We start from the raw sequence: 19,536 nt of genomic DNA, 5'->3' as shown, positions 1-19,536 counted from the left end.
TTATGATTGAGAAGTTCCCAACACTGTGTCTTACAAATGTTGGGAAGATGTTTATTTATGTTGGATTTATAATAAGTTGTGCAAGTTACCAAAAGACTACTGCATGACTTTATGCATCAATGCCCCAGCCATCATTATAACCTTGATATTTTGCGGCTATTTGTTCAAATTGTGCTTCTTGGGCAACAACAGCGTCGTAGCTAGGCAGCATTTTCACGGTACAGTCTAAATCCCAAACATTGGGTGTTTCATCAGGGTGAATGACGAGTTCAATTTCTGGCGCATATTCCGTTAAGTAGTCAGCCATTGCTTGCGCTTGTTCTTTTTTTTCGAAGAGTTGAAAAAACACGACGGGATGAACAATAGACAAATCAATACCAGCATCTTGCATTTCAGCCAAAACTTGGCCCGTTTCATCGTTAGGGAATGTCATAAAGGTTAATATCTTTGTAAAAAGTATTGTTATTATAAACCGCTATTTTCTGCAACTCCACAGCAGAGTTAATTATTAATGTCTCCATAGGTACATAAATTATTCAGACAACTTAATTGACTGTTGGTGGGGTAACGAGGACACTTTCCAACCTTACTCATATCTTCAGCTGTTTTGGCCACTAAAGAGGCACCAATCTTATTAATAGCAAAGGGACAATGTAAATCTGCAAATTGGATCTCAACGAATACACATTGCACTTTTGAAGAACATGTTAAATTTTCAATCAATATTTTTTGCTTGGTCGAATAAGCAGTTTTACTGGGAAGGCTTTGTTTATTAACAACGTCAGCAAGGGATGTTTCAATAAAAGTATTACGTTTTTCTTTTTCTACTTTTTTTTTTAGCTTTTTGTCAGCGCGCTCTTGGTCAAGTTGCTGCTTTAACTGTATTGTAGTAATTTTATGTTCTTTTAGTAAGTAGCCTAAACCTAATAGAAGTGTGGCAAAAACCACAACAGCTATCAATGTTATCGTTAGCCATTTAAGCATTATCAGCCGTACTTAGATTACGTGAATATGGATATTTTTTTATCATGGCATCAATAGCTTGATATATTTTAATCTGTGTTTCTGTACTATTATCTTTTTTGTCATTAATTTTTAAATAATAAACACTTCGCCAAACTGAACGTTTTTGTTCTGGGTCTATAACATCAATAATTAAACTTCCAGGCCTAATTTTCCACTGTTTTTTGTCTTTTTGTGCTTCGCCGCCACGTAAACAAAAGGAACAATAAGCGACACCTTTATTATAGTTTAAAAGCTCCTTGCTGTTTTTATTAACCATATGATACGTAATAATAATGTCAGCATCATTTGTTAACCTATAAATAAAGCCATTTTTGTCTAATACTTGCTCTATTGCCAGTTCAATACTATTTCGCGTGGTATCGCTGATATTTTGAAATTCACTAAAGTCAGAATTCCTTTTATAAAAAGCGTAACTGTTTACTTGTGAAAAATTAAAAGTGGTTTGATATTTTGAAATCGCAGATTCAGATGCAGTACAACCTAAAAGCATACAAACTGTAAAGCATAAAAAGGTCATAAAAAAATTAATACGAAAGCGTTTTGGCTGAGTATTTTTAATCAAGAGTAAGCACATCAATCACAAAAGAGTTAAACTTCAGACTACCTTGCTGAAAAAAAATTACAACTATTTGTGTAACTAATAGGTGCGGTAACGTGTTAATAAAACACTTTACATTAATACGGATAAATTGACTTGCGAAAAATCAATCACCTTACCGCCGAATTCATCAGCAAAGGTTGTTGCATTAACGTGTTTGCTAAAACTTACGAGTGTTTTACCCATTGCCGCATTTTACTTGAGCCAGCAACAAACTAGGCATTGCGTGCACCAATAAAGTAAGCATCATTTGGGGTATCCCATGGCGACTTGCTCATGTCGTGTACGAGTACAGAAGTAACGTTACAGTCCAAAATCTGAATGTTTGATTAAGCACATATAATTAGCTTACTGCTACTTTTTCTCGCAACACTTTAAATTCAATTTCAGCAGTTAGAGCTAACACCACACATATTTTCATGTCTATTTTCCTATAAATTAAGGGATCGAATTTAGCATTATTCATATCGGTTCGTCGCTTTTTTGTTGATTTTCAGCGCTATAGATGTACATTATATATGCTAATGATAAGACAATCCCTCCTGTGTATGATGCCCACCCCATTTTATTCTCAGAGGTTATCTTGGTTAATAAGACAAGAGTACCAAAAAATAATACACACAATAAAGTTAAGCCATGACAGGGCCCTAATAGATATATTCTTAGTACTCTCTATTATAGTGAATTAAGAGAATGCAATTAGTAACTCTTAAAATAAGGGGGATTACCCACAGAAAAACTATTTTATAACGAGTTATTATTGTTCAAAAAAATTGCCCATTCAATGTGAACTTACTGAAAATACAGGTAATTCAGTTCAAGCTTTCCTTACAAATTTCCAACTAAGCCCAAAGGATTATTTATTTAAATCTCGTAGCCATCCATCAAAACACCTATTAACATCTCAATATGAAAGGATTGTTGATGGTTGGGTTTCCCTGATTGGTTTAGATCAAAATCAGGGTGGGACTCATACGATGAGAGGAACGAAACCACCGTTGATATATAAAAAACTAAAACTTGAGAGCATGCCAATTATTGTTAAAGCATCGAAAGGTTAAAAGCACTGTCAGGTATTTAGGAACTGTGATGGATGATAATCTTGATATTTCAGAAAGTATAGGTTATTAGATAATATGCCAGATCCATATTTGGTATCTGGCTCCTGCGCCACCTCAACACTCATAGATATAATGGTCAATGAATGCATAGCAAAGAACGCTGTAATCTATCAACAAGCATATTTTTCGTGATGGTATAAAGTAGGTACGTAGACGTGCCAGAATATCTTTTCATGGCGAGAACTAAGTGTGCTCAAGCTTAGTTAAAAATTCTAATTGTTGCTCTAGCTGGATCTTCTCTTTTTTGAACCAGATAGAAATGCCAACAAAAAGTAGGCAGCACCCTAAAGCAATACCTCCGACTAAGTAGTGTTGAAACTCTAATGTTTTATTCAGTGCAACGTACACGATCATACCTAATAAGAACAAGGCTATTAAAAATACTATTGCACAAACAATTCGGCTGAATAACAAGGCTTTCAGATTATTTTTAGACTGTTCAAGTAATACGTTTATATGGCTTTTAGAACTGTCTGTTGAAGCAACAATGGAACTTCTTGCTAAAGCAAGTGTATACAGCCCCGTGGATAACCCCAAGACTAAAAATACTGAATAAAGAATAGTATCAGCAATGGATGGTAATCCTGAGTACATCTCTGAGATGATATAGCTAATCAATGCAATACTTACAATCCCACACAATATGGCTTCTCTCTTATTTTTACGGTTTTGTTTGTTTATTTGATCTATTAAAGTTTTTTCCGATAGAACCTTTTTGTCGATTTCTGCATCATTTTCGTTCCAGCTTTGAAGTAAATTATTCCAAGAACCTTGTTGCTGACTCATGACTTTCTCTCCAGTAGTTTTTTAAGTTTGGTTTTGGCTCTATTTAATTGCACGCCAACATTTGTTACAGATAAGCCAGATATCTCGGCCATATCATTGTAAGAAATACCTTCCAATGACAAAACAACTAACTGTCTTTCTATGACGGGTAACAACCCTATTTTTCTTATTAAATACTCGACTGATTTCGTGGCACTAACATTAGATTCAATATCACTATGTTGACATTCAATATTTTCAGTAAGCTCATCATAATTTTGCTTTCGGCTTTGTTTAGTCACGTGGGTTAATGCCTGATTATAAGCAACTCTATAGATAAAGGTATGCAGAGAGCTTTGCTCCTTAAAAGAAGCCAATGCTTGCCATATAGCTAAAAATATTTCTTGCAACAGGTCTTGCTGAATAACAGGATCGGCTTCAAATGTGGCAGCGACCTTGAATAAAGACAGCCTGTACTTTACAATAATTGACTCGAAGTCCTGTTGATATTCAGACATGCTTAAACGCATTTATCAAGAACACATGTGTCGAAAAGCCAACGCGTCCAACAAACAATAAAGGCTCATACAAAGCTATAAGTTGTTGGTTTATAATATTCGATTGATGATTCATTTATTATCTCCTTAATGATTGGTACCTCGTTAGTAGGTATGACTAAAGATTTATTACAAATATTTTTATTTTGTACCTTTTAAAATAATAAAGGTAATTACATTGCCTCTCTTTAAACAGAGGTTAGCAGTATATTTTCCGTGTTCATTTTAATTGTTGAATGGATGCTATACGTTCAGTTAATATTAGTTATTTAGATAATACAGAATACGAAAGAGCCCGACGTTCGCTGATTCATTAGTAAGTAACTGATTTTAAAAAATTGCATAATATTGGATGAACTTATCTGTCAAGTTCGGATTGTAATATAGGACAGACGAAATTATTAATATTAACTTAGTTTCTTAAGTGATGTTAGTTAGTTGTAAAAGGTGAAATGTCATCGGCAGGTATCAGCTTGCAGCGATCATAGATGTTATTGTCGCTGTATGAATGTATTTTTTTTTGATAATAAAATTAGTCTCAAAGCCAATTTTAAGAAAGTTCGCTATGCAGGAAACTATATAAGTTAGTTATAGTGGACCTCGATAAAGAATCACAACTTAAAGCCCTTACTTCTCCACGACACTGATCCTAAATATTGCTGATTGATTCTCAGGTATTATGACTAAAAATATGTTGCATGTACTACGCTTACTGCTAAATTAATAGAGGGAATATGGAAGTAGCCACTATCTAATATGAATATCCGGCGTGGTATTAATATCGCCATCTTCACTTATCGTTGCTGGTCTACCATTTTTTAACATAAGGACAGCAGTGCTACCAATCGATGTAAAGCGGGTAAACACAAGTTCGTAACCATATTTAGTTAAACTGAGTGCTGAAAAACGTTGTGCTAACGTCAATTTTTTCCAATTCTGTTCGGGCTCTGTCTCGTCCCCAACTAGATACTGCCGCCGTTCAATTAAGCTATTTCTATTAGACTTATTTTCCATATTGCGGCTCAATACTATATTTACTATTTGGTTCAACAAAATGATAACTCTACAACTTAAATGAGTGGAATTTGTCAGTTAATTATTTTAACTCGACTAGCTATATTTAAGCATAAATCATTCCACTACTAAAAATTTGTTTTTAAACAAGAGGCTAGCCCAATATCATGCTGTCAATACTGCAATTATAGAGCACAGTGTAAAAATTTTTGACGAAGATTTTTTAAGCTTTTAATATTATGAACTTAACCGATCACAATTTATAAAAGCATTTAGGTAAAATGCAACAATGATGAAAGACATGAATGCTTATTTTAGTCATAAAAAAACCAGTAAGAATACTGGCTTTAAATATAGCTAAAATATTTTGGATTATTTCACTGTTACTTTAGCAAATTTTCGCTTGCCTACTTGATAAATAGCCGTAGTACCCAAAGCGACACGAAGCTTGTTATCCGTAATTTTTTCACCTTCAATTTTAGCTGCACCCTGCTTAATCATGCGCATGGCATCTGAAGTACTTGCCACTAATCCGGCTTCTTTTAATAGGTTAGCAATAGCAATTTCACCACTGTCGTCTTGTATGTTAACGACTTTATCTTCAATTTCATCAGGCATAGCACCTTTTTGAAAACGATTAATAAACTCTTGATGAGCGACTTCTGCTGCTGCATCATCATGAAATCGACCGATTAATTCTTTTGCTAAATCAATTTTAACATCGCGAGGGTTCATTCCCTCAGCAATTTTTGTCCGGTAAGCAGCGACTTCTTCCATCGGCTTAAAGCTCAATAGTTCGAAATAACGCCACATCAACACATCAGAGATAGACATGATTTTACCAAACATTTCTGTTGGGCTATCCGTAATGCCAATATAGTTATTTAGCGACTTAGACATTTTCTGTACACCGTCTAAACCTTCCAAAAGTGGCATCATTAAAACAGTTTGTGGCCGTTGGCCTTCTGATTTTTGTAACTCACGCCCCATCAGCAAATTGAATTTTTGATCAGTACCGCCGAGTTCAACATCGGCTTCTAGTGCGACTGAATCCCAGCCTTGTACTAAAGGATACATAAATTCATGAATCGCAATTGATTGACCGCTGGTGTAACGTTTCTTAAAATCATCGCGTTCCATCATGCGAGCAACAGTTTGACGAGAAGCTAATTTTAACATTCCTGCAGCACCGAGCTTATCCATCCAGGTAGAGTTAAAAGCGACGGTTGTTTTGGCCGGATCTAGAATTTTAAAAACTTGTTCTTTATACGTTTCAGCATTCGCGAGCACATCTTCTTTAGTTAATGCTTTACGCGTAACGTTTTTACCCGTTGGATCTCCAATCATACCGGTAAAGTCGCCAATTAAGAAAATAACTTCATGGCCCAGCTGCTGAAACTGACGCAACTTATTAATTAATACCGTATGACCTAAATGTAAGTCTGGCGCTGTAGGGTCAAACCCTGCTTTAATTTTTAGTGATTTACCCGTTTTTAATTTTTCTAGTAATTCACTCTCTAGCAAAATTTCTTCTGCACCACGCTTAATTTCAGCAAACGCTTGGCTGACATCAGTCATCGACTTAGCTCCAAAAAATATAGTCATAATTTATTGTTCGATTCTACTGCAATAATGCCCGTGGTTAAAAGCCTTAACTTTATATTTAGGGCAATTGTTCTATTTTTTAAATATTGCGCCTTCATTTTAATGACAAACGCATTGCTGAGTGCCTGAATACATCGACGTTTTCAGCAATAAAATTTTACTCCACGCTTTTTTTTGATATAGTAAACGATAGTTGTCGTATTAAGAACCCCTGATTAGGTTGTAATGTTTTGAAAATCTTAAAAAAATTCTATTTGCAGTTACCAAAGCAGCACAAAATAATTATTAGCTCATTCAGCATGATTATGCTGGTATTACTGCTTATCCCCTCAGAAAAGGCAACAGCGAGTCGTCAAACTGACGATACATCACTTGAAGTCGGTAAACGTTATCCGTTAGCTTTGCCAGCAGCACAAGATATAACCATAGAGACTGCTACTAGTGATCTTCCACAATCAATACCCGAAAAAAAAATAGTAACTAACATAACGCATATTAACGAGTCGCTAACCTGGACAAACGCAAAAGTACGTAACGGTGACTCACTAGCTAAAGTATTCAAACGTTTGGGTTATAGCGCTAGAACTACATACGATGTTAGCTCAGCAGAGGGTAAGTACAGTAAATTATTGAAAAGGATTAATGTCGGTGATGTATTTACAATCGGCCAAACCCCCGCGGGGGATCTCGCAGCACTGACCTATCCGTTATCCAAAACAGAAACCTTATATGTAAAATTACAGGCTGATGGCAGCTACCTGTCAACTAAAGAAACTAAAACAGTTGAAGTGCGAGAGACCATTGCCCATGGTGTTATAAAAAGTAATTTTTGGAATGCCGGTATAGAATCAGGTTTAAGCGATGCACAAATCATTAACCTTGCTAATATTTTTGGTTGGGATATCGACTTTGCTTTAGATATTCGTCAAGGGGATAGTTTTCATGTTGTCTTTGAAAATCGTTATGTCGATGGCGATCACATTGGCACCGGAAAAATTCTTGCTGCTGAATTTATTAATAAAGATGACCCTTTTCAAGCGATTCGTTTTACCGACGGTGAATACTATTCTCCAGATGGCAGAAGCATGCGCAAAGCCTTTTTACGTGCGCCAGTAAACTTTAGGTATATTAGCTCAAACTTCAAACCTAAACGCTTTCATCCTATTCAAAAACGCTGGAAGGCTCATCGTGGTACTGATTATAGGGCAAATAAAGGCACGCCTGTAGTTGCTTCAGGTAACGGTAAAGTGACTCACTCAACCTATAATAAATATAATGGCAATTACGTCTTTATTCAGCATGGTAATGGCATTGTCACTAAATACCTTCACTTCTCCAAGCGAGCGGTGAAAAAAGGCCAACGTGTAAAACAAGGTCAAGTCATTGGTTATGTAGGCTCTACCGGTATGTCTGAGGCATCACATTTACATTATGAATTTTTACTGAATGGTGTACATCGTAACCCTCGAACGGTAAAACTGCCTGATGCCAAGCCGATTAATAAGAAATATAAAGCTGAATTTGCCGTATTATCAAGCCAACGTTTATTAGAGCTTTCAGGCTCTAGACAAGCATTATTGGCGATGCAAACCCATTAAGCCCTCAGCCCAATAATAAATAGCGAGCAAAAATGGCACCAGCTAAATTTTATATTGGGTTAATGTCCGGCACCAGTGCTGACGGTATCGATCTAGCGCTTGTTGATTTTAATGCTGGGGATGTTGCGTTAGTTGCGAGTTATTATCAAGCTTATGACAATATGACAAGGCAGAATATTACTGAGCTTTATCTGCCAAGCAATAATGAAATAGACCGGGCCTTCTCACTCGACATAACGCTTGCCCATCAATTTAGCGACGCGATTAAAGCGTTACTCAAACAAGAAGAATTAGTCCCTGATGATATTATTGCCATCGGTAATCATGGACAAACTATTCGTCATCGCCCCACTCAAAATTCAGAAATAGAAGCACCTTTTACTTTACAATTGGGTTGTAATCAAACCTTAGCCGTATTAACAGGCATTAGAGTTATTGGTGACTTCAGGACAAAGGATATCGCTTTAGGCGGACAAGGAGCCCCTTTGGTGCCTGCATTTCATCAATTTTTACTCCCTCCGGCTCAACGCGATACATTTTTAGTAAATATAGGGGGCATCGCTAATCTTACTTTTCTTCCCAAAAAAGATTCGACAAGAAATGTATTAGGCTTTGACACAGGCCCAGGAAACGCACTGTTAGATGCATGGTGTTTTAAGCACTCTGGCGATAGATTCGACAATAATGGCGACTGGGGGAAATCAGGAACGATTAACCAAGCACTATTAATGCAATTATTATCTGATGATTACTTTTCACGGTTAGCTCCCAAAAGCACAGGCCGTGAATATTTCACCTTACAATGGTTAGAACACTTTATCTCGCCTTTTAAAATAACAGCGGTTGATGTACAAGCAACTTTAACGGCTCTTACTGCTTGCTCTATATCTGCAGAAATTAGAAAAATATCAAATTCTGCTGATGTATATTTATGCGGAGGAGGTATTGAGAATGATTTCTGTTATAAGCTTATAAAACAGGAACTTAACGATTTTAACATCAATAAGATACATGCACTAAAGCTGAATAATAACGCACTTGAGGCAATGGCATTCGCTTGGCTAGCATTCGCTTATGACAAAAAAATCTATGGAAATATCCCAGCAGTCACAGGGGCTAGAAAGTCGGCAGTACTTGGTTGTGAGTTTTTTGCTTAATTCACTCTAGACCTAATTCACTTTATCTTTATAATAAAATGTTCCTGTTGAAATTAATATGCTCATTCAGCGAATTAATTGAACTAATCCATTCATTATCAATCTAAGTTATATTGGGTTAGTTATTCAACATCAAACCAGCAATTTGGCCGAGGAGGAACAATGAAATTTAATGATATCCATATTGGTATGAAATGTGGCAGTAAAAAAGGCAGTGGTACGGTAACCTGGATTGACGGTTCAACGCGCACTATTTACATGGCAAATACAGAAGAAAACGATAGCTTTGAAGTAGACTTTGAAGAAATCATAGAAGACCCTCAAGCGCACAATATAAAAGATACTTATTACTAAGAGAGATTATCCCGCTAAGCACATCATAAATAGACCTCTTATAATAAGTGGTCTATTTATTGAGTTATTTAAATTTTATAAAGTAAGAAACATGCTGAAATCACACGCTGCTGCATAGGGTATAGACATTTAACAGAGCATCTTACATTTTAAATTTTGATAGCTGCTGGTTAAGTTCGTACGCTAACTCAAGTAACTGCTCACTTATTTCTTTGCCTCTTATAGCATCTTTACTCGATTTTTCTGCAACATCACTGATATTGACAACATTGACATTAATTTCATCCGCCGCTAAATTCTGCTGCTGAGCCGCACTAGCAATTTGTGTATTTAAGTCATCAAGCTCAGTTATTTGCGAGGTGATTTCAACTAATAAACTGGCAACATTCGTTACATCTTCCGCTTTTTCATTGGCTTGCTGGCTTACATCATTCATAGAGCTAACCGCATTACCTGCGTCAACTTGTAACTCTCTGATTGTAAACTGAATTTGATCAATAGATTCTCTTGTACGTGTGGCTAACGAACGAACTTCATCAGCAACAACCGCAAAACCTCTCCCTTGTTCACCGGCTCTTGCCGCTTCAATCGCTGCATTTAAAGCCAATAAGTTTGTTTGCTCTGCAATACTTGTTATAACTTCTAGCACACCACCTACTTCATGAGTTTTATCGCTTAGAGCAGCTATCATAGCGGTATTATCAATCACTTTATCACGCAATAAACCAATGCCCTCTTTAGCTTTTTCGATTAATTCCAACCCTTGAGTTGCCTTCTCACGAGCCCAGACTGAATTCTCTGCTGCTGTTTGTGTATTACGATGTACCTCACTTGCCGATGTGTCTAACTCGTTAATAGCTGCTGCAACAGAGTCTGTACCATTTTTTTGATTGAGAACAGCTTTCCGCATTAAGTTAGAAATTTCATCAACACTTTTTGCTGAGTCGATTAATTTATCTGTCGCTGATGATATTGATACAAAACTGGTTCTAAATTTTTTCATCATGCTATTTAATGCCACACTAACCGCACCTAATTCATCGTCATGATGTACTTTTATTTCTTGATTCAAATCTAAATTATGTTCGACACTGTTAATGGTTTTTCTGAGTCGCTTAAGGCGACTAAAAATTAATTTTTTTATTGTTAAACTTAATAACCAGAAAATCACAATAGTAATAATGAGCTGTAAAATACCTGCCTGAGTCATAGAACTCATAATTTGTTGGTCAACTTTAGAGAGATCATACGTCACTTTTACTGCCCCTAATATTTCATTCTCTTTAACCTGATGGCACGTTAAGCAATTAGTGCCACGGTAATTAGAACTTGCGCGGATCGGAGAAATAAAGCTCATCATCGGTTTGCCATCACGATCAAAAAGATCATACGCTTTAGTACCACTTATGCCTTGACGTTCGAAGTCATCAACGGCTTTTTGATCATAAAAACCTTCACCAAACGTATTAACTAAAGCAGGTGCCCTAATAATGCGCGCTTCAACAATTTCATTTTGGCTTTGGATTTTATTTTGTATTAACTGACGATTAGCTATCGTCCCTGTTAACATCATGGTGTTAACAGCATCAAAATAGTTGAGGGCTAAACTTTCTAGATTGCGTTCAACCAAGTTTTCACTTAACTCTTTTTCATCATAATAGAAAAATATGACTGTTGTACTTAAGAATGCTATAGCGATAAGTACTAGCGCAGCATTAATCTTTGCCGCTAATGATAATGCAGAAAACATAAAGTGACTGAATCCGATAATAAAAACAAGTAGGCTTACTCTAGGTTATTTCCATAACAAAACATTGATGTATCTCATAACAAAGTCAATTAACAGCTACTAGTAGAAAATAATGAGATGAAGACAACCTTGTAAAATAGATTACTATTTGGGGTAATCAGTAACATTTAGCGCATAAAAAACCCAGCAATTACGCTGGGTTTGATGTTTATATGTGGTTAATATAGTTTTATATTAACACTTTTGAATTATACGTTTCCTAGAACGGAATATCATCATCAAAATCTATCGTAGGCTCTTGTGGATTAACTTTAGGAGCTGATTGCTTTTGTTGTTGTCCTTGGTTAGCAAAACCACCTTGCTGTTGTGGTGCAGCTTGCTGAGTATAACCACCTTGTTGTGCTGGTGTTTGCTGTTGGAAACCACCTTGCTGTTGTGGTGCGGCTTGCTGGGAATAACCACCTTGTTGTGCGGGTGCTTGTTGTTGAAAACCACCACCTTGTTGCTGCCCTTGACTAGCGAAACCACCACCCTGTCCTTGAGACGGTTTACCATCTAGCATTTGCATTGTGTTAGCTTTGATTTCTGTTTTATAACGGTCTTGACCTGTTTGCTGATCTGTCCATTTACTTGTTTGCAATGAACCTTCAAGGTAAACCTTTGAACCTTTTTTCAAATATTCACCAGCAATCTCAGCTAAGCGTTGATACATCACAATATTATGCCATTCTGTCTTTTCTTTTTGCTCGCCAGTTTGCTTATCTTTCCAGGTTTCTGACGTTGCGATAGTAAGATTTGCTACTGCACCGCCATTTGGCATAAAACGTACTTCTGGGTCTTTCCCTAAATTACCTAAAATGATTACTTTATTAACACCGGCCATGAATAAATCCTATCTTTATGCGTAAATATTTTATTTACTGATTTACGTTATCGACAAATAGTAATTAATTTATCGATGTAATTTTAAAAAGTGGCAATGATTCTATCACTGTGAGTAAAAAATTTCTTTGAGTTTTACTGCATTTTTAAATTTTTTTTTGATTATTTTACACAGAAATTATTACGCTATAAAAAGGTGCGTATTCATTTCTACCTTTATGTTATCTGGTATTTGTAAAGACGATTGATTTTCAAAACAAAAGTGCACCATAACAGCGGTTCCAGAGGCACACTTGGTGTTTTTTTGCCACGCTTCTTGATAAACCGTAAACGATGAACCACCAATGCGACCAATATAGGAGCGTATTTCAATTTCTTTGCCGTAATAGAGCTGAGCATGAAATTCAACATCAATTTTAGCCAAAATCAACTGCCAATCACTTGTATCTAATTCTGGCATAAAAAAACGAAAAACAGGATCTCTAGCTCCTTCAAACCACACAGGTAATAAAGTATTATTTATATGACCTAGTGCATCAGTATCACTAAATCTCGGCATTAATTTTTCACTGAACATTGAGTATTTTCCACAAATTTTAAATAAAGCTATTTTACATTTTTTTTCATTCGGGTGAAGTAAACTCACGAAGTTAATAGAATATAACCTATTGCTATGGTATTTTTATCGATAATATTTATTGATCGTTATCAAAATCATGACTGACTTTATTGAAGTATACCCTAATGCCCTTTCTCAAGAATTTTGTAAAAAATTCATTGATGACTTTGAACAAAGCCCCCATAAAAATGCAGGACGCACCGGTGGAGGTGTTGATATAAGCAAAAAAATTAGCCAGGACATTTATTTAAATCAACATGCTGAGTTTCAGCCTGCACTAGCGACTATTTTGCAAGCTTGCATCGATCATATTACGGCGTATGTAACTAAATACTATTTTAGTTTAATTAGCAGTATTTCTTTAACCGTCCAACACCCAGTGACAAAAAAACCGGTTCAGCTTACTGCCGATAATTTTGAAGAGGTCGGCAAGCCAAATTTAGTAAACTTGATACAATATTTATTTAGGCTTGCACCTATTAATGCCCAAAAATACTTACAAGGTAAGGGTAATTATAATTATTGGCATTCTGAAATTTTCCCACAGCTGGGTGAGAATAATGCCTTACACCGGAATTTGCTTTTTCTTATTTATTTGAATGATGTAGAGGACGGCGGTGAAACTGATTTTTTCTATCAAGAAAAAAGTATCAAACCCAAAGCTGGTACTATGGTTATTGCCCCTTGTGGATTTACGCATACCCACAGAGGCAATGTGCCCGTATCATCAGACAAGTACGTTTTAACTTCATGGATGTTATTTAATCCCGCAGATAAAATTTACACGCCACAATCTTAACAAGTGTTGCCTGTTAATTTATAAAAAGAGTTTCAACAAACGATCTATTTGCGCCATTCTTAACTTTTTCAATAATTTTTTAGGTTTGTCAGGATACTGATCTTGTGATTCAAGCGCTAAATAACTGGTAATTAATTGCGTGTGTTGATTAATTACGGTTAATTCTTGAGTAAACGTTGGTAGTAACTTTTGATGTACATCGTCAATTAATAAACCATTTTCTAAATCTAATCCCCAAGCTCGAGGATTTAAATTATTGCCTGTTAATATATGCCAGCGGTCATCAGCAACAATACCTTTTAAATGAAAGCTATTACTTTCATGCTGCCATAAGCGAACTTTCAGCTTGTTGTTATCAATGTATTTTTGCTGTCTTTTGAGAAATGTCTTTAATAGTGTTTCATAAATATAGGGAATAATACCTATCATGGAAAACTTTTCTTGGTCAGCAATAAAGAAATCATTGGCCTTTTTATCGCCAATAATAATAGTAACTTCGACACCACGCTTTAATGCTGAACGTATATCACGCATTACCGGCTTAGGTAAATTAAAGTAAGGAGTAAAAAGTACTAAACGTTGATTAGCCAAGCGAATAGTTTCGCGAATCTTTTGATTTAGTTGGTTCTTTCTACGACCAAAGCCAATCAGTGGTATTACCGATAGTTCTTCTGCTGAATATTGTGGTTGCTGAGCATAATAATTAAAACGTACGGTTTTTAATGCAACTTTTAGCTTCGATATTATATTCTTTATTTGAAGTTTATTCGGTAAAACATCAACATTTAATTGTGGCGCTAATTCACTTTTAACGAAGGTTTGTTGAAGGAAGTGACAAAAGCTTTCACACAACGCTGGAGACTGAATTTGATAATAACGGTCTAAACGATATTTTTCATCTTGGTGTAAGTAAATATCATTAATACTCGCACCGGTATAAAGTAAAGTGTTATCGAAAACCATACCTTTGAAGTGCCAAACACCCATCAACTCTTTGCGTTTAACGGGGACACCGTAAATAGCAATACTCTCACTATATTGTGCAGCCAATTCAAGGTAAAAGTCTCGATTACCTTGCCCAGATGTATCACCAATTAACCCCCGTTGTGCGCGATGAAAGTCAACGAACACTTTAATATCTAATTTAGGATTAATTTGCTTAGCTTGGTGCAAGGCATTTAAAACTTGCTGGCCCGCATCATCGTTTTGTAAATATAACGCCGTTATATAAATACGTGATTCAGCGTTTTCGATTAATCTAATCAAGGCACTTGCATATTCTTTTGCACTTGATAACACAGTAATATTTTCAGCTAAAAGAGGAATACCCGCTAACACTTTATTCATTCAGGAAAATCCACTTAATTTATGAATACATTAATTTAACGGGCAATAATACCTTATTTGTTCAAACAGTCACTTTATTTCGATAGGTCATCAAGTTTAAATTGTGACAATTGCTGCGAAAGGTGGTCAGCCAGTGCTAATAATTGCTCGCCTGCACTTGCAGCATCTTTTGCTGACTGCATAACCTGGTCTGCATCTTGGGCAATACTTTCTGTATTTTTTGCCATTTCCTTAACCATAACACCTTGTTGATTAACCGCTGTCGATATTTGCAAAGTTGCTCCAACAATTTCATCAACATTGTCAGTCACTTCTGTAAAGGTCGTTTTTACAAGTAACGTTTTTTCAACGCCTTGTTGAGCCATAGCAACACCTTGATGCATCGCTTGCACAGACTTACTGGTTCCTGATTGTAATAATTCAATAATACGTTGAATTTCAGCTGTAGAATCTTGGGTACGACTTGCTAATGTTCTTACTTCATCGGCAACAACAGCAAAACCACGCCCTTGCTCACCTGCACGTGCCGCTTCAATAGCAGCATTTAATGCAAGTAAGTTAGTTTGATCGGCTATTTCTTTTATAACATTAACAAATTGACCAATATCATTACTGTAGCCCGCTAATTCATCAATAATACCTGCAGAAGTATGTACATCTTCTGAAATGTTATTAATGGCTTGTGCGGTGTCACTGATAATACTACGGCCTTGATTAGCATGTGCACTGGTTTGTTCGGTTAGTTGCAGCGTTGCTGTTGTATTATCACAGATCACCTGAACAGAACCGCTGATTTCATTAATTGACTGAACAACGTTGTGTGTATTGTTCTGCTGTTGCGCAATACTCTGCTTCATATGGTCAGTAAGTTGATGAATATTGTTTGCCGAAGCACGTAATTTACTGATATCTCGACTAAACATAGCCAATAAGTGATGTATCTTTTGTTGCATTTGGCTAAAGTTTTTGCCGATGTCGCCAAGCTCATCAGAAGCGTTAACCAATAACTGTTGAGAAAAGTTTCCTTTGCCTAAGTTTTCCGCAGCCTTATTAATGGCACTAACACTATGGATTAACGAATGATAAATCCCCATCAGTAAATAACTGATCACCAAAATAACCACCATCAACACGATGGCTAAGATCCACAACGTTTGTTCACTCTTGTGTGTCAGTGTGTCAATTCTTGTTAACAATAAGCGGTCACTTATTTTGAGTAAGCTTTCTATTAATTGATAAACCGTATGAGCAAATTGAGTTGCTTGCTTTTGATTTAACGAAATATTATCAGGGTCGATCATTTGTTGATGCAGTATTTGCTGATATTCATCAAGTTGCTGATTAAAATTTTTGTGTTCAGGTAAATACAAAGACAATTCATTATCTGCAACGCGCTTAAGCTGTAGGGTCGTTTTATCAAGTTGTACTTGTAATTCATCGAGACGTTTATCAAGCGCGACAACTAAGGTGTAATTTTCAGCGTCAAAACCATTACCAATAATTTGTGCACTGACCGATTCAATGCGCTTTAAGTATTCTAATAAAGCGGGAATTCGTTGACTACTTGCCTCTGCCAGATAAAAGGCGATGGCATCGTTTTCTCGGGTTAAGCCACTGAGTGCAGCAAGGCGTTCACGTATTGATAAGCTTTGTTCATAAACAACTTGGTAAGCTGCGGTTTGAATTGAATTTTCACCGTCAAGTAAACCCTGCCACGTTTTCAATAATGCAGAGGCTGAAATATCTGGCGGTAAAGTTAATTGTGAAATTTTGTTGGTAATAGAACTACGTTGGTCTGCTTGAAGCCTACTATGAGCAATAGCTTGCTCAAGTTTTACTGCTTGCTGTACTTGGGTTAATCCCAGCAACTGTTCTTGATGCTGGGTGATTAAGCCACTTTGCTCTTGAACTATCCACCATGAGCCAAAAAAAACAGGAATGAAAAACATACTCGCTAGAAGGATGAATTTGGCTTTAAAACGTAAAGCATTAGAAAGTGATATTGCGGGTTTCAGAAATGAAGACATAATTACTCTTATTTTTATAGGCCAACGTTATGCGGATGTATTTAAGCATAACAGTTGACCATAAATAGAGTGGTTTTCTTTCAAGTTATTATTTATATAATGAACAAGTGAGCTAAAACGTAACGTTAAATAACCGCGGCCAATTCTGCAGCTTGACGAATAGCTCTTTTCGCATCTAACTCAGCGGCCACTTTAGCGCCACCAATTAAATGTAGCCCTTGTTCAGCCCCTTTATTGCTTTCTAACTGGTGATACAAGCCACGCTGTGACTCTTGTCCAGCACAAATAATAACGTGTTCAACATCAAGTACTTGCTCTTTACCATCGATTTCAATAGTTAATCCCGCATCATCTATCTTCTTATAATTAACACCCGCTAACATTTTTACACCATTATTTTTCAACGTAGTCCTGTGGACCCAACCGGTAGTTTTCCCTAACCCTGCCCCCACTTTTGTTGTTTTTCTTTGTAATAAATAAATGTGACGTGATGTTTTTTCATTAAGCGCTACTGTCGACTTATCTAATAACGCGCCGTTACTTTGATAGCTTTGATCAACACCCCAACTCTTTAACCATTTTTCTTTGTTATTTACTAAAGGGGTTTTTTCATGCTCTTCCGCTAAGTAAACAGCAACGTCAAAACCGATACCACCCGCACCAATAATAGCAACATTCTGACCCATAGGTTGTTTATCGCGTAGTACATCTAAGTAGTTTTTTACTTTTTCATGATCGATACCTTCTATATCGAGTTTTCTCGGTAAAATTCCGGTTGCAACCACTATTTCGTCAAATCCCCCCTTTGCTAAATCATTAGCGGTCGCTTCGGTTGATAAATGTAACTTAATATCAAGCAAGCTAATTTGCTTATTAAAATATCTAATTGTTTCATAAAACTCTTCTTTACCCGGCACTTGCTTGGCAAAGTTAAACTGCCCACCAATTTCACTCGCACGATCAAAGATTTCAATTTTATGACCTCGTTGAGCCGCGTAAACACTAAAGGCTAAACCAGCAGGACCTGCACCTACAACGGCTATTCGCTTACTTTTTATGGCTTTTTCAAAGGTGAGTTCCGTTTCATAACACGCCGTAGGGTTAACCAAACAAGAAGCGCGTTGTTGCTGAAAAACATGGTCTAAACACGCTTGGTTACAACCGATACAGGTATTAATTTCATCACTTTTATTTTCAATCGCTTTTTTAACAAACTCAGCATCCGCCAAAAAGGGTCGCGCCATTGATACCATATCGGCTTGCCCTGATGATAAAACTTCTTCAGCGATCTCTGGGGTATTGATGCGGTTAGTCGCCACCAATGGGATAGAAACTTCTTGCTTCATTTTCTCAGTGATCCAAGTAAATGCAGCACGAGGCACTGAAGTAGTAATTGTCGGTATGCGGGCTTCATGCCAACCAATACCAGTATTAATTAATGTCGCTCCAGCGGTTTCAACAGCTTTTGCCATGGTTACGACATCTGCCCAGCTATTGCCGCCATCGACAAGATCGAGCATCGATAAGCGGAAAATAAGAATAAACTTTTCACCCACTTTTTCTCTTACCGCTTTTATTATTTCAATGGCTAAACGCATACGATTTTCTACGCATCCACCCCACTTATCCGTTCTTTTATTAACACGGACACATGAAAATTGATTAAGTAAGTAACCTTCAGAGCCCATAATTTCAACGCCGTCATAACCCGCTCTTTGTGCTAATGAAGCTGAATGAGCAAAGTCTTTAATCGTACCTTTAATTTGACGAACTGACATCGCAGAGGGTGTAAAAGGGTTTATAGGTGACTTTACTTTACTTGGCGCAAAACTAAAGGGGTGATAAGAATAGCGACCCGCATGCAATAATTGCAGACAAATTTTTGTTGGATATTGATGAACAGCTTCAGTAATTTTTTTATGCTTAGCAACGTGCCAAAATTTACTGAGTTCACAGCCAAACGGCGTTAGGCGCCCCCTAGCATTAGGACTAATGCCGCCGGTAACAATTAAACCAACACCGCCTTTTGCCCGCGCTTGATAAAAAGCCGCTAATTTATCAAAGCCACCTTTTTCTTCTTCAAGCCCAGTGTGCATTGAGCCCATCAGAGTACGATTTGCTATGGTGGTAAAACCCAAATCTAATGGGGCTAATAAGTTAGGAAAGGCGCTATTGGCTGTTTTAGTTGTCATAGTAGTTCACTTTATCAGGATTGTTTTGATGGTCAAACCAGTTATTATCATTATAAAGTAGACGTTTATAGTGATAAATTCAAGTACTATTTTGACAGCTGTCAGATTAGAAATGTATTTACTAA

18 protein-coding genes are annotated in these 19,536 nt (G+C 36.6%); 4 read left to right on the top strand and 14 right to left on the bottom strand.

Translation table 11 applies throughout. From position 1 onward, the window contains the following. Positions 1-109 precede the first annotated feature (109 nt). From H4J52_RS02700 to tyrS, 8 genes are all read right to left on the bottom strand, one after another. Positions 110-433, bottom strand: a complete 324-nt coding sequence (locus H4J52_RS02700; protein ID WP_182181478.1) for a ribonuclease E inhibitor RraB — start codon at positions 431-433, stop codon at positions 110-112. Positions 434-501: 68 nt separating this feature from the next. Then, positions 502-984, bottom strand: coding sequence for a hypothetical protein (locus H4J52_RS02695; protein ID WP_182181479.1), 483 nt, complete (start codon positions 982-984; stop codon positions 502-504). Further along, positions 977-1,516, bottom strand: coding sequence for a DUF4136 domain-containing protein (locus H4J52_RS02690; RefSeq protein WP_182181480.1), 540 nt, complete (start codon positions 1,514-1,516; stop codon positions 977-979). Before H4J52_RS02690 ends, H4J52_RS02695 begins: the two co-directional genes overlap by 8 nt. A 180-nt stretch (positions 1,517-1,696) precedes the next feature. Beyond that, a complete protein-coding gene (locus H4J52_RS19820) occupies positions 1,697-1,810 on the bottom strand; it encodes a nitrous oxide reductase accessory protein NosL (protein WP_259366715.1) in 114 nt (37 codons plus the stop codon). Between the two features lie 1,118 nt (positions 1,811-2,928). Next, positions 2,929-3,531 (bottom strand): hypothetical protein, encoded by a 603-nt coding sequence (locus tag H4J52_RS02680; RefSeq protein WP_182181481.1) that lies wholly within the window; start codon positions 3,529-3,531, stop codon positions 2,929-2,931. Continuing rightward, the gene (locus H4J52_RS02675) at positions 3,528-4,028 is read right to left on the bottom strand and encodes an RNA polymerase sigma factor (protein ID WP_182181482.1); all 501 of its coding nucleotides are present in this window, start codon (positions 4,026-4,028) and stop codon (positions 3,528-3,530) included. Before H4J52_RS02675 ends, H4J52_RS02680 begins: the two co-directional genes overlap by 4 nt. A gap of 786 nt (positions 4,029-4,814) precedes the next feature. Then, positions 4,815-5,093, bottom strand: coding sequence for a hypothetical protein (locus tag H4J52_RS02670; protein ID WP_259367805.1), 279 nt, complete (start codon positions 5,091-5,093; stop codon positions 4,815-4,817). A 360-nt stretch (positions 5,094-5,453) separates the two neighbouring features. Then, positions 5,454-6,659 (bottom strand): tyrosine--tRNA ligase, encoded by a 1,206-nt coding sequence (gene tyrS, locus H4J52_RS02665; protein ID WP_182181515.1) that lies wholly within the window; start codon positions 6,657-6,659, stop codon positions 5,454-5,456. A gap of 263 nt (positions 6,660-6,922) precedes the next feature. On the opposite strand from tyrS, the gene H4J52_RS02660 reads away from it, so the two are divergent. The 3 genes from H4J52_RS02660 (at position 6,923) to H4J52_RS02650 (ending at position 9,795) form a co-directional block, all read left to right on the top strand. Next, positions 6,923-8,284: a peptidoglycan DD-metalloendopeptidase family protein gene (locus H4J52_RS02660; RefSeq protein ID WP_182181516.1), complete on the top strand. Its 1,362-nt coding sequence runs from the start codon at positions 6,923-6,925 to the stop codon at positions 8,282-8,284. Between the two features lie 32 nt (positions 8,285-8,316). Then, positions 8,317-9,441, top strand: coding sequence for an anhydro-N-acetylmuramic acid kinase (locus H4J52_RS02655; RefSeq protein ID WP_182224177.1), 1,125 nt, complete (start codon positions 8,317-8,319; stop codon positions 9,439-9,441). Between the two features lie 162 nt (positions 9,442-9,603). Continuing rightward, on the top strand, positions 9,604-9,795 hold the full coding sequence (locus H4J52_RS02650; protein ID WP_182181484.1) for a hypothetical protein: 192 nt from the start codon (positions 9,604-9,606) through the stop codon (positions 9,793-9,795). A gap of 142 nt (positions 9,796-9,937) precedes the next feature. On the opposite strand, the gene H4J52_RS02645 is transcribed toward H4J52_RS02650, so the two are convergent. The 3 genes from H4J52_RS02645 to H4J52_RS02635 form a co-directional block, all read right to left on the bottom strand. After that, positions 9,938-11,545: a methyl-accepting chemotaxis protein gene (locus H4J52_RS02645; protein ID WP_182181485.1), complete on the bottom strand. Its 1,608-nt coding sequence runs from the start codon at positions 11,543-11,545 to the stop codon at positions 9,938-9,940. Positions 11,546-11,804: 259 nt separating this feature from the next. After that, positions 11,805-12,428, bottom strand: coding sequence for a single-stranded DNA-binding protein (gene ssb, locus H4J52_RS02640; protein ID WP_182181486.1), 624 nt, complete (start codon positions 12,426-12,428; stop codon positions 11,805-11,807). Between the two features lie 180 nt (positions 12,429-12,608). Next, the gene (locus H4J52_RS02635) at positions 12,609-13,004 is read right to left on the bottom strand and encodes a thioesterase family protein (RefSeq protein ID WP_182181487.1); all 396 of its coding nucleotides are present in this window, start codon (positions 13,002-13,004) and stop codon (positions 12,609-12,611) included. Positions 13,005-13,143: 139 nt separating this feature from the next. On the opposite strand from H4J52_RS02635, the gene H4J52_RS02630 reads away from it, so the two are divergent. Then, the gene (locus H4J52_RS02630) at positions 13,144-13,845 is read left to right on the top strand and encodes a 2OG-Fe(II) oxygenase (protein WP_182181488.1); all 702 of its coding nucleotides are present in this window, start codon (positions 13,144-13,146) and stop codon (positions 13,843-13,845) included. 18 nt (positions 13,846-13,863) lie between these two features. On the opposite strand, the gene pssA is transcribed toward H4J52_RS02630, so the two are convergent. The 3 genes from pssA to H4J52_RS02615 form a co-directional block, all read right to left on the bottom strand. Continuing rightward, the gene (pssA, locus tag H4J52_RS02625) at positions 13,864-15,192 is read right to left on the bottom strand and encodes a CDP-diacylglycerol--serine O-phosphatidyltransferase (RefSeq protein WP_182181489.1); all 1,329 of its coding nucleotides are present in this window, start codon (positions 15,190-15,192) and stop codon (positions 13,864-13,866) included. Between the two features lie 74 nt (positions 15,193-15,266). Continuing rightward, the gene (locus H4J52_RS02620) at positions 15,267-17,219 is read right to left on the bottom strand and encodes a methyl-accepting chemotaxis protein (protein WP_182224176.1); all 1,953 of its coding nucleotides are present in this window, start codon (positions 17,217-17,219) and stop codon (positions 15,267-15,269) included. Positions 17,220-17,344: 125 nt separating this feature from the next. Next, the gene (locus H4J52_RS02615) at positions 17,345-19,411 is read right to left on the bottom strand and encodes an NADPH-dependent 2,4-dienoyl-CoA reductase (RefSeq protein ID WP_182181491.1); all 2,067 of its coding nucleotides are present in this window, start codon (positions 19,409-19,411) and stop codon (positions 17,345-17,347) included. Positions 19,412-19,536 lie beyond the last annotated feature (125 nt).

Source organism: Colwellia sp. MB02u-14 (assembly GCF_014076915.1).
Taxonomy (GTDB): domain Bacteria; phylum Pseudomonadota; class Gammaproteobacteria; order Enterobacterales; family Alteromonadaceae; genus Colwellia_A.
This window is presented reverse-complemented; position numbering and strand designations above follow the sequence as displayed.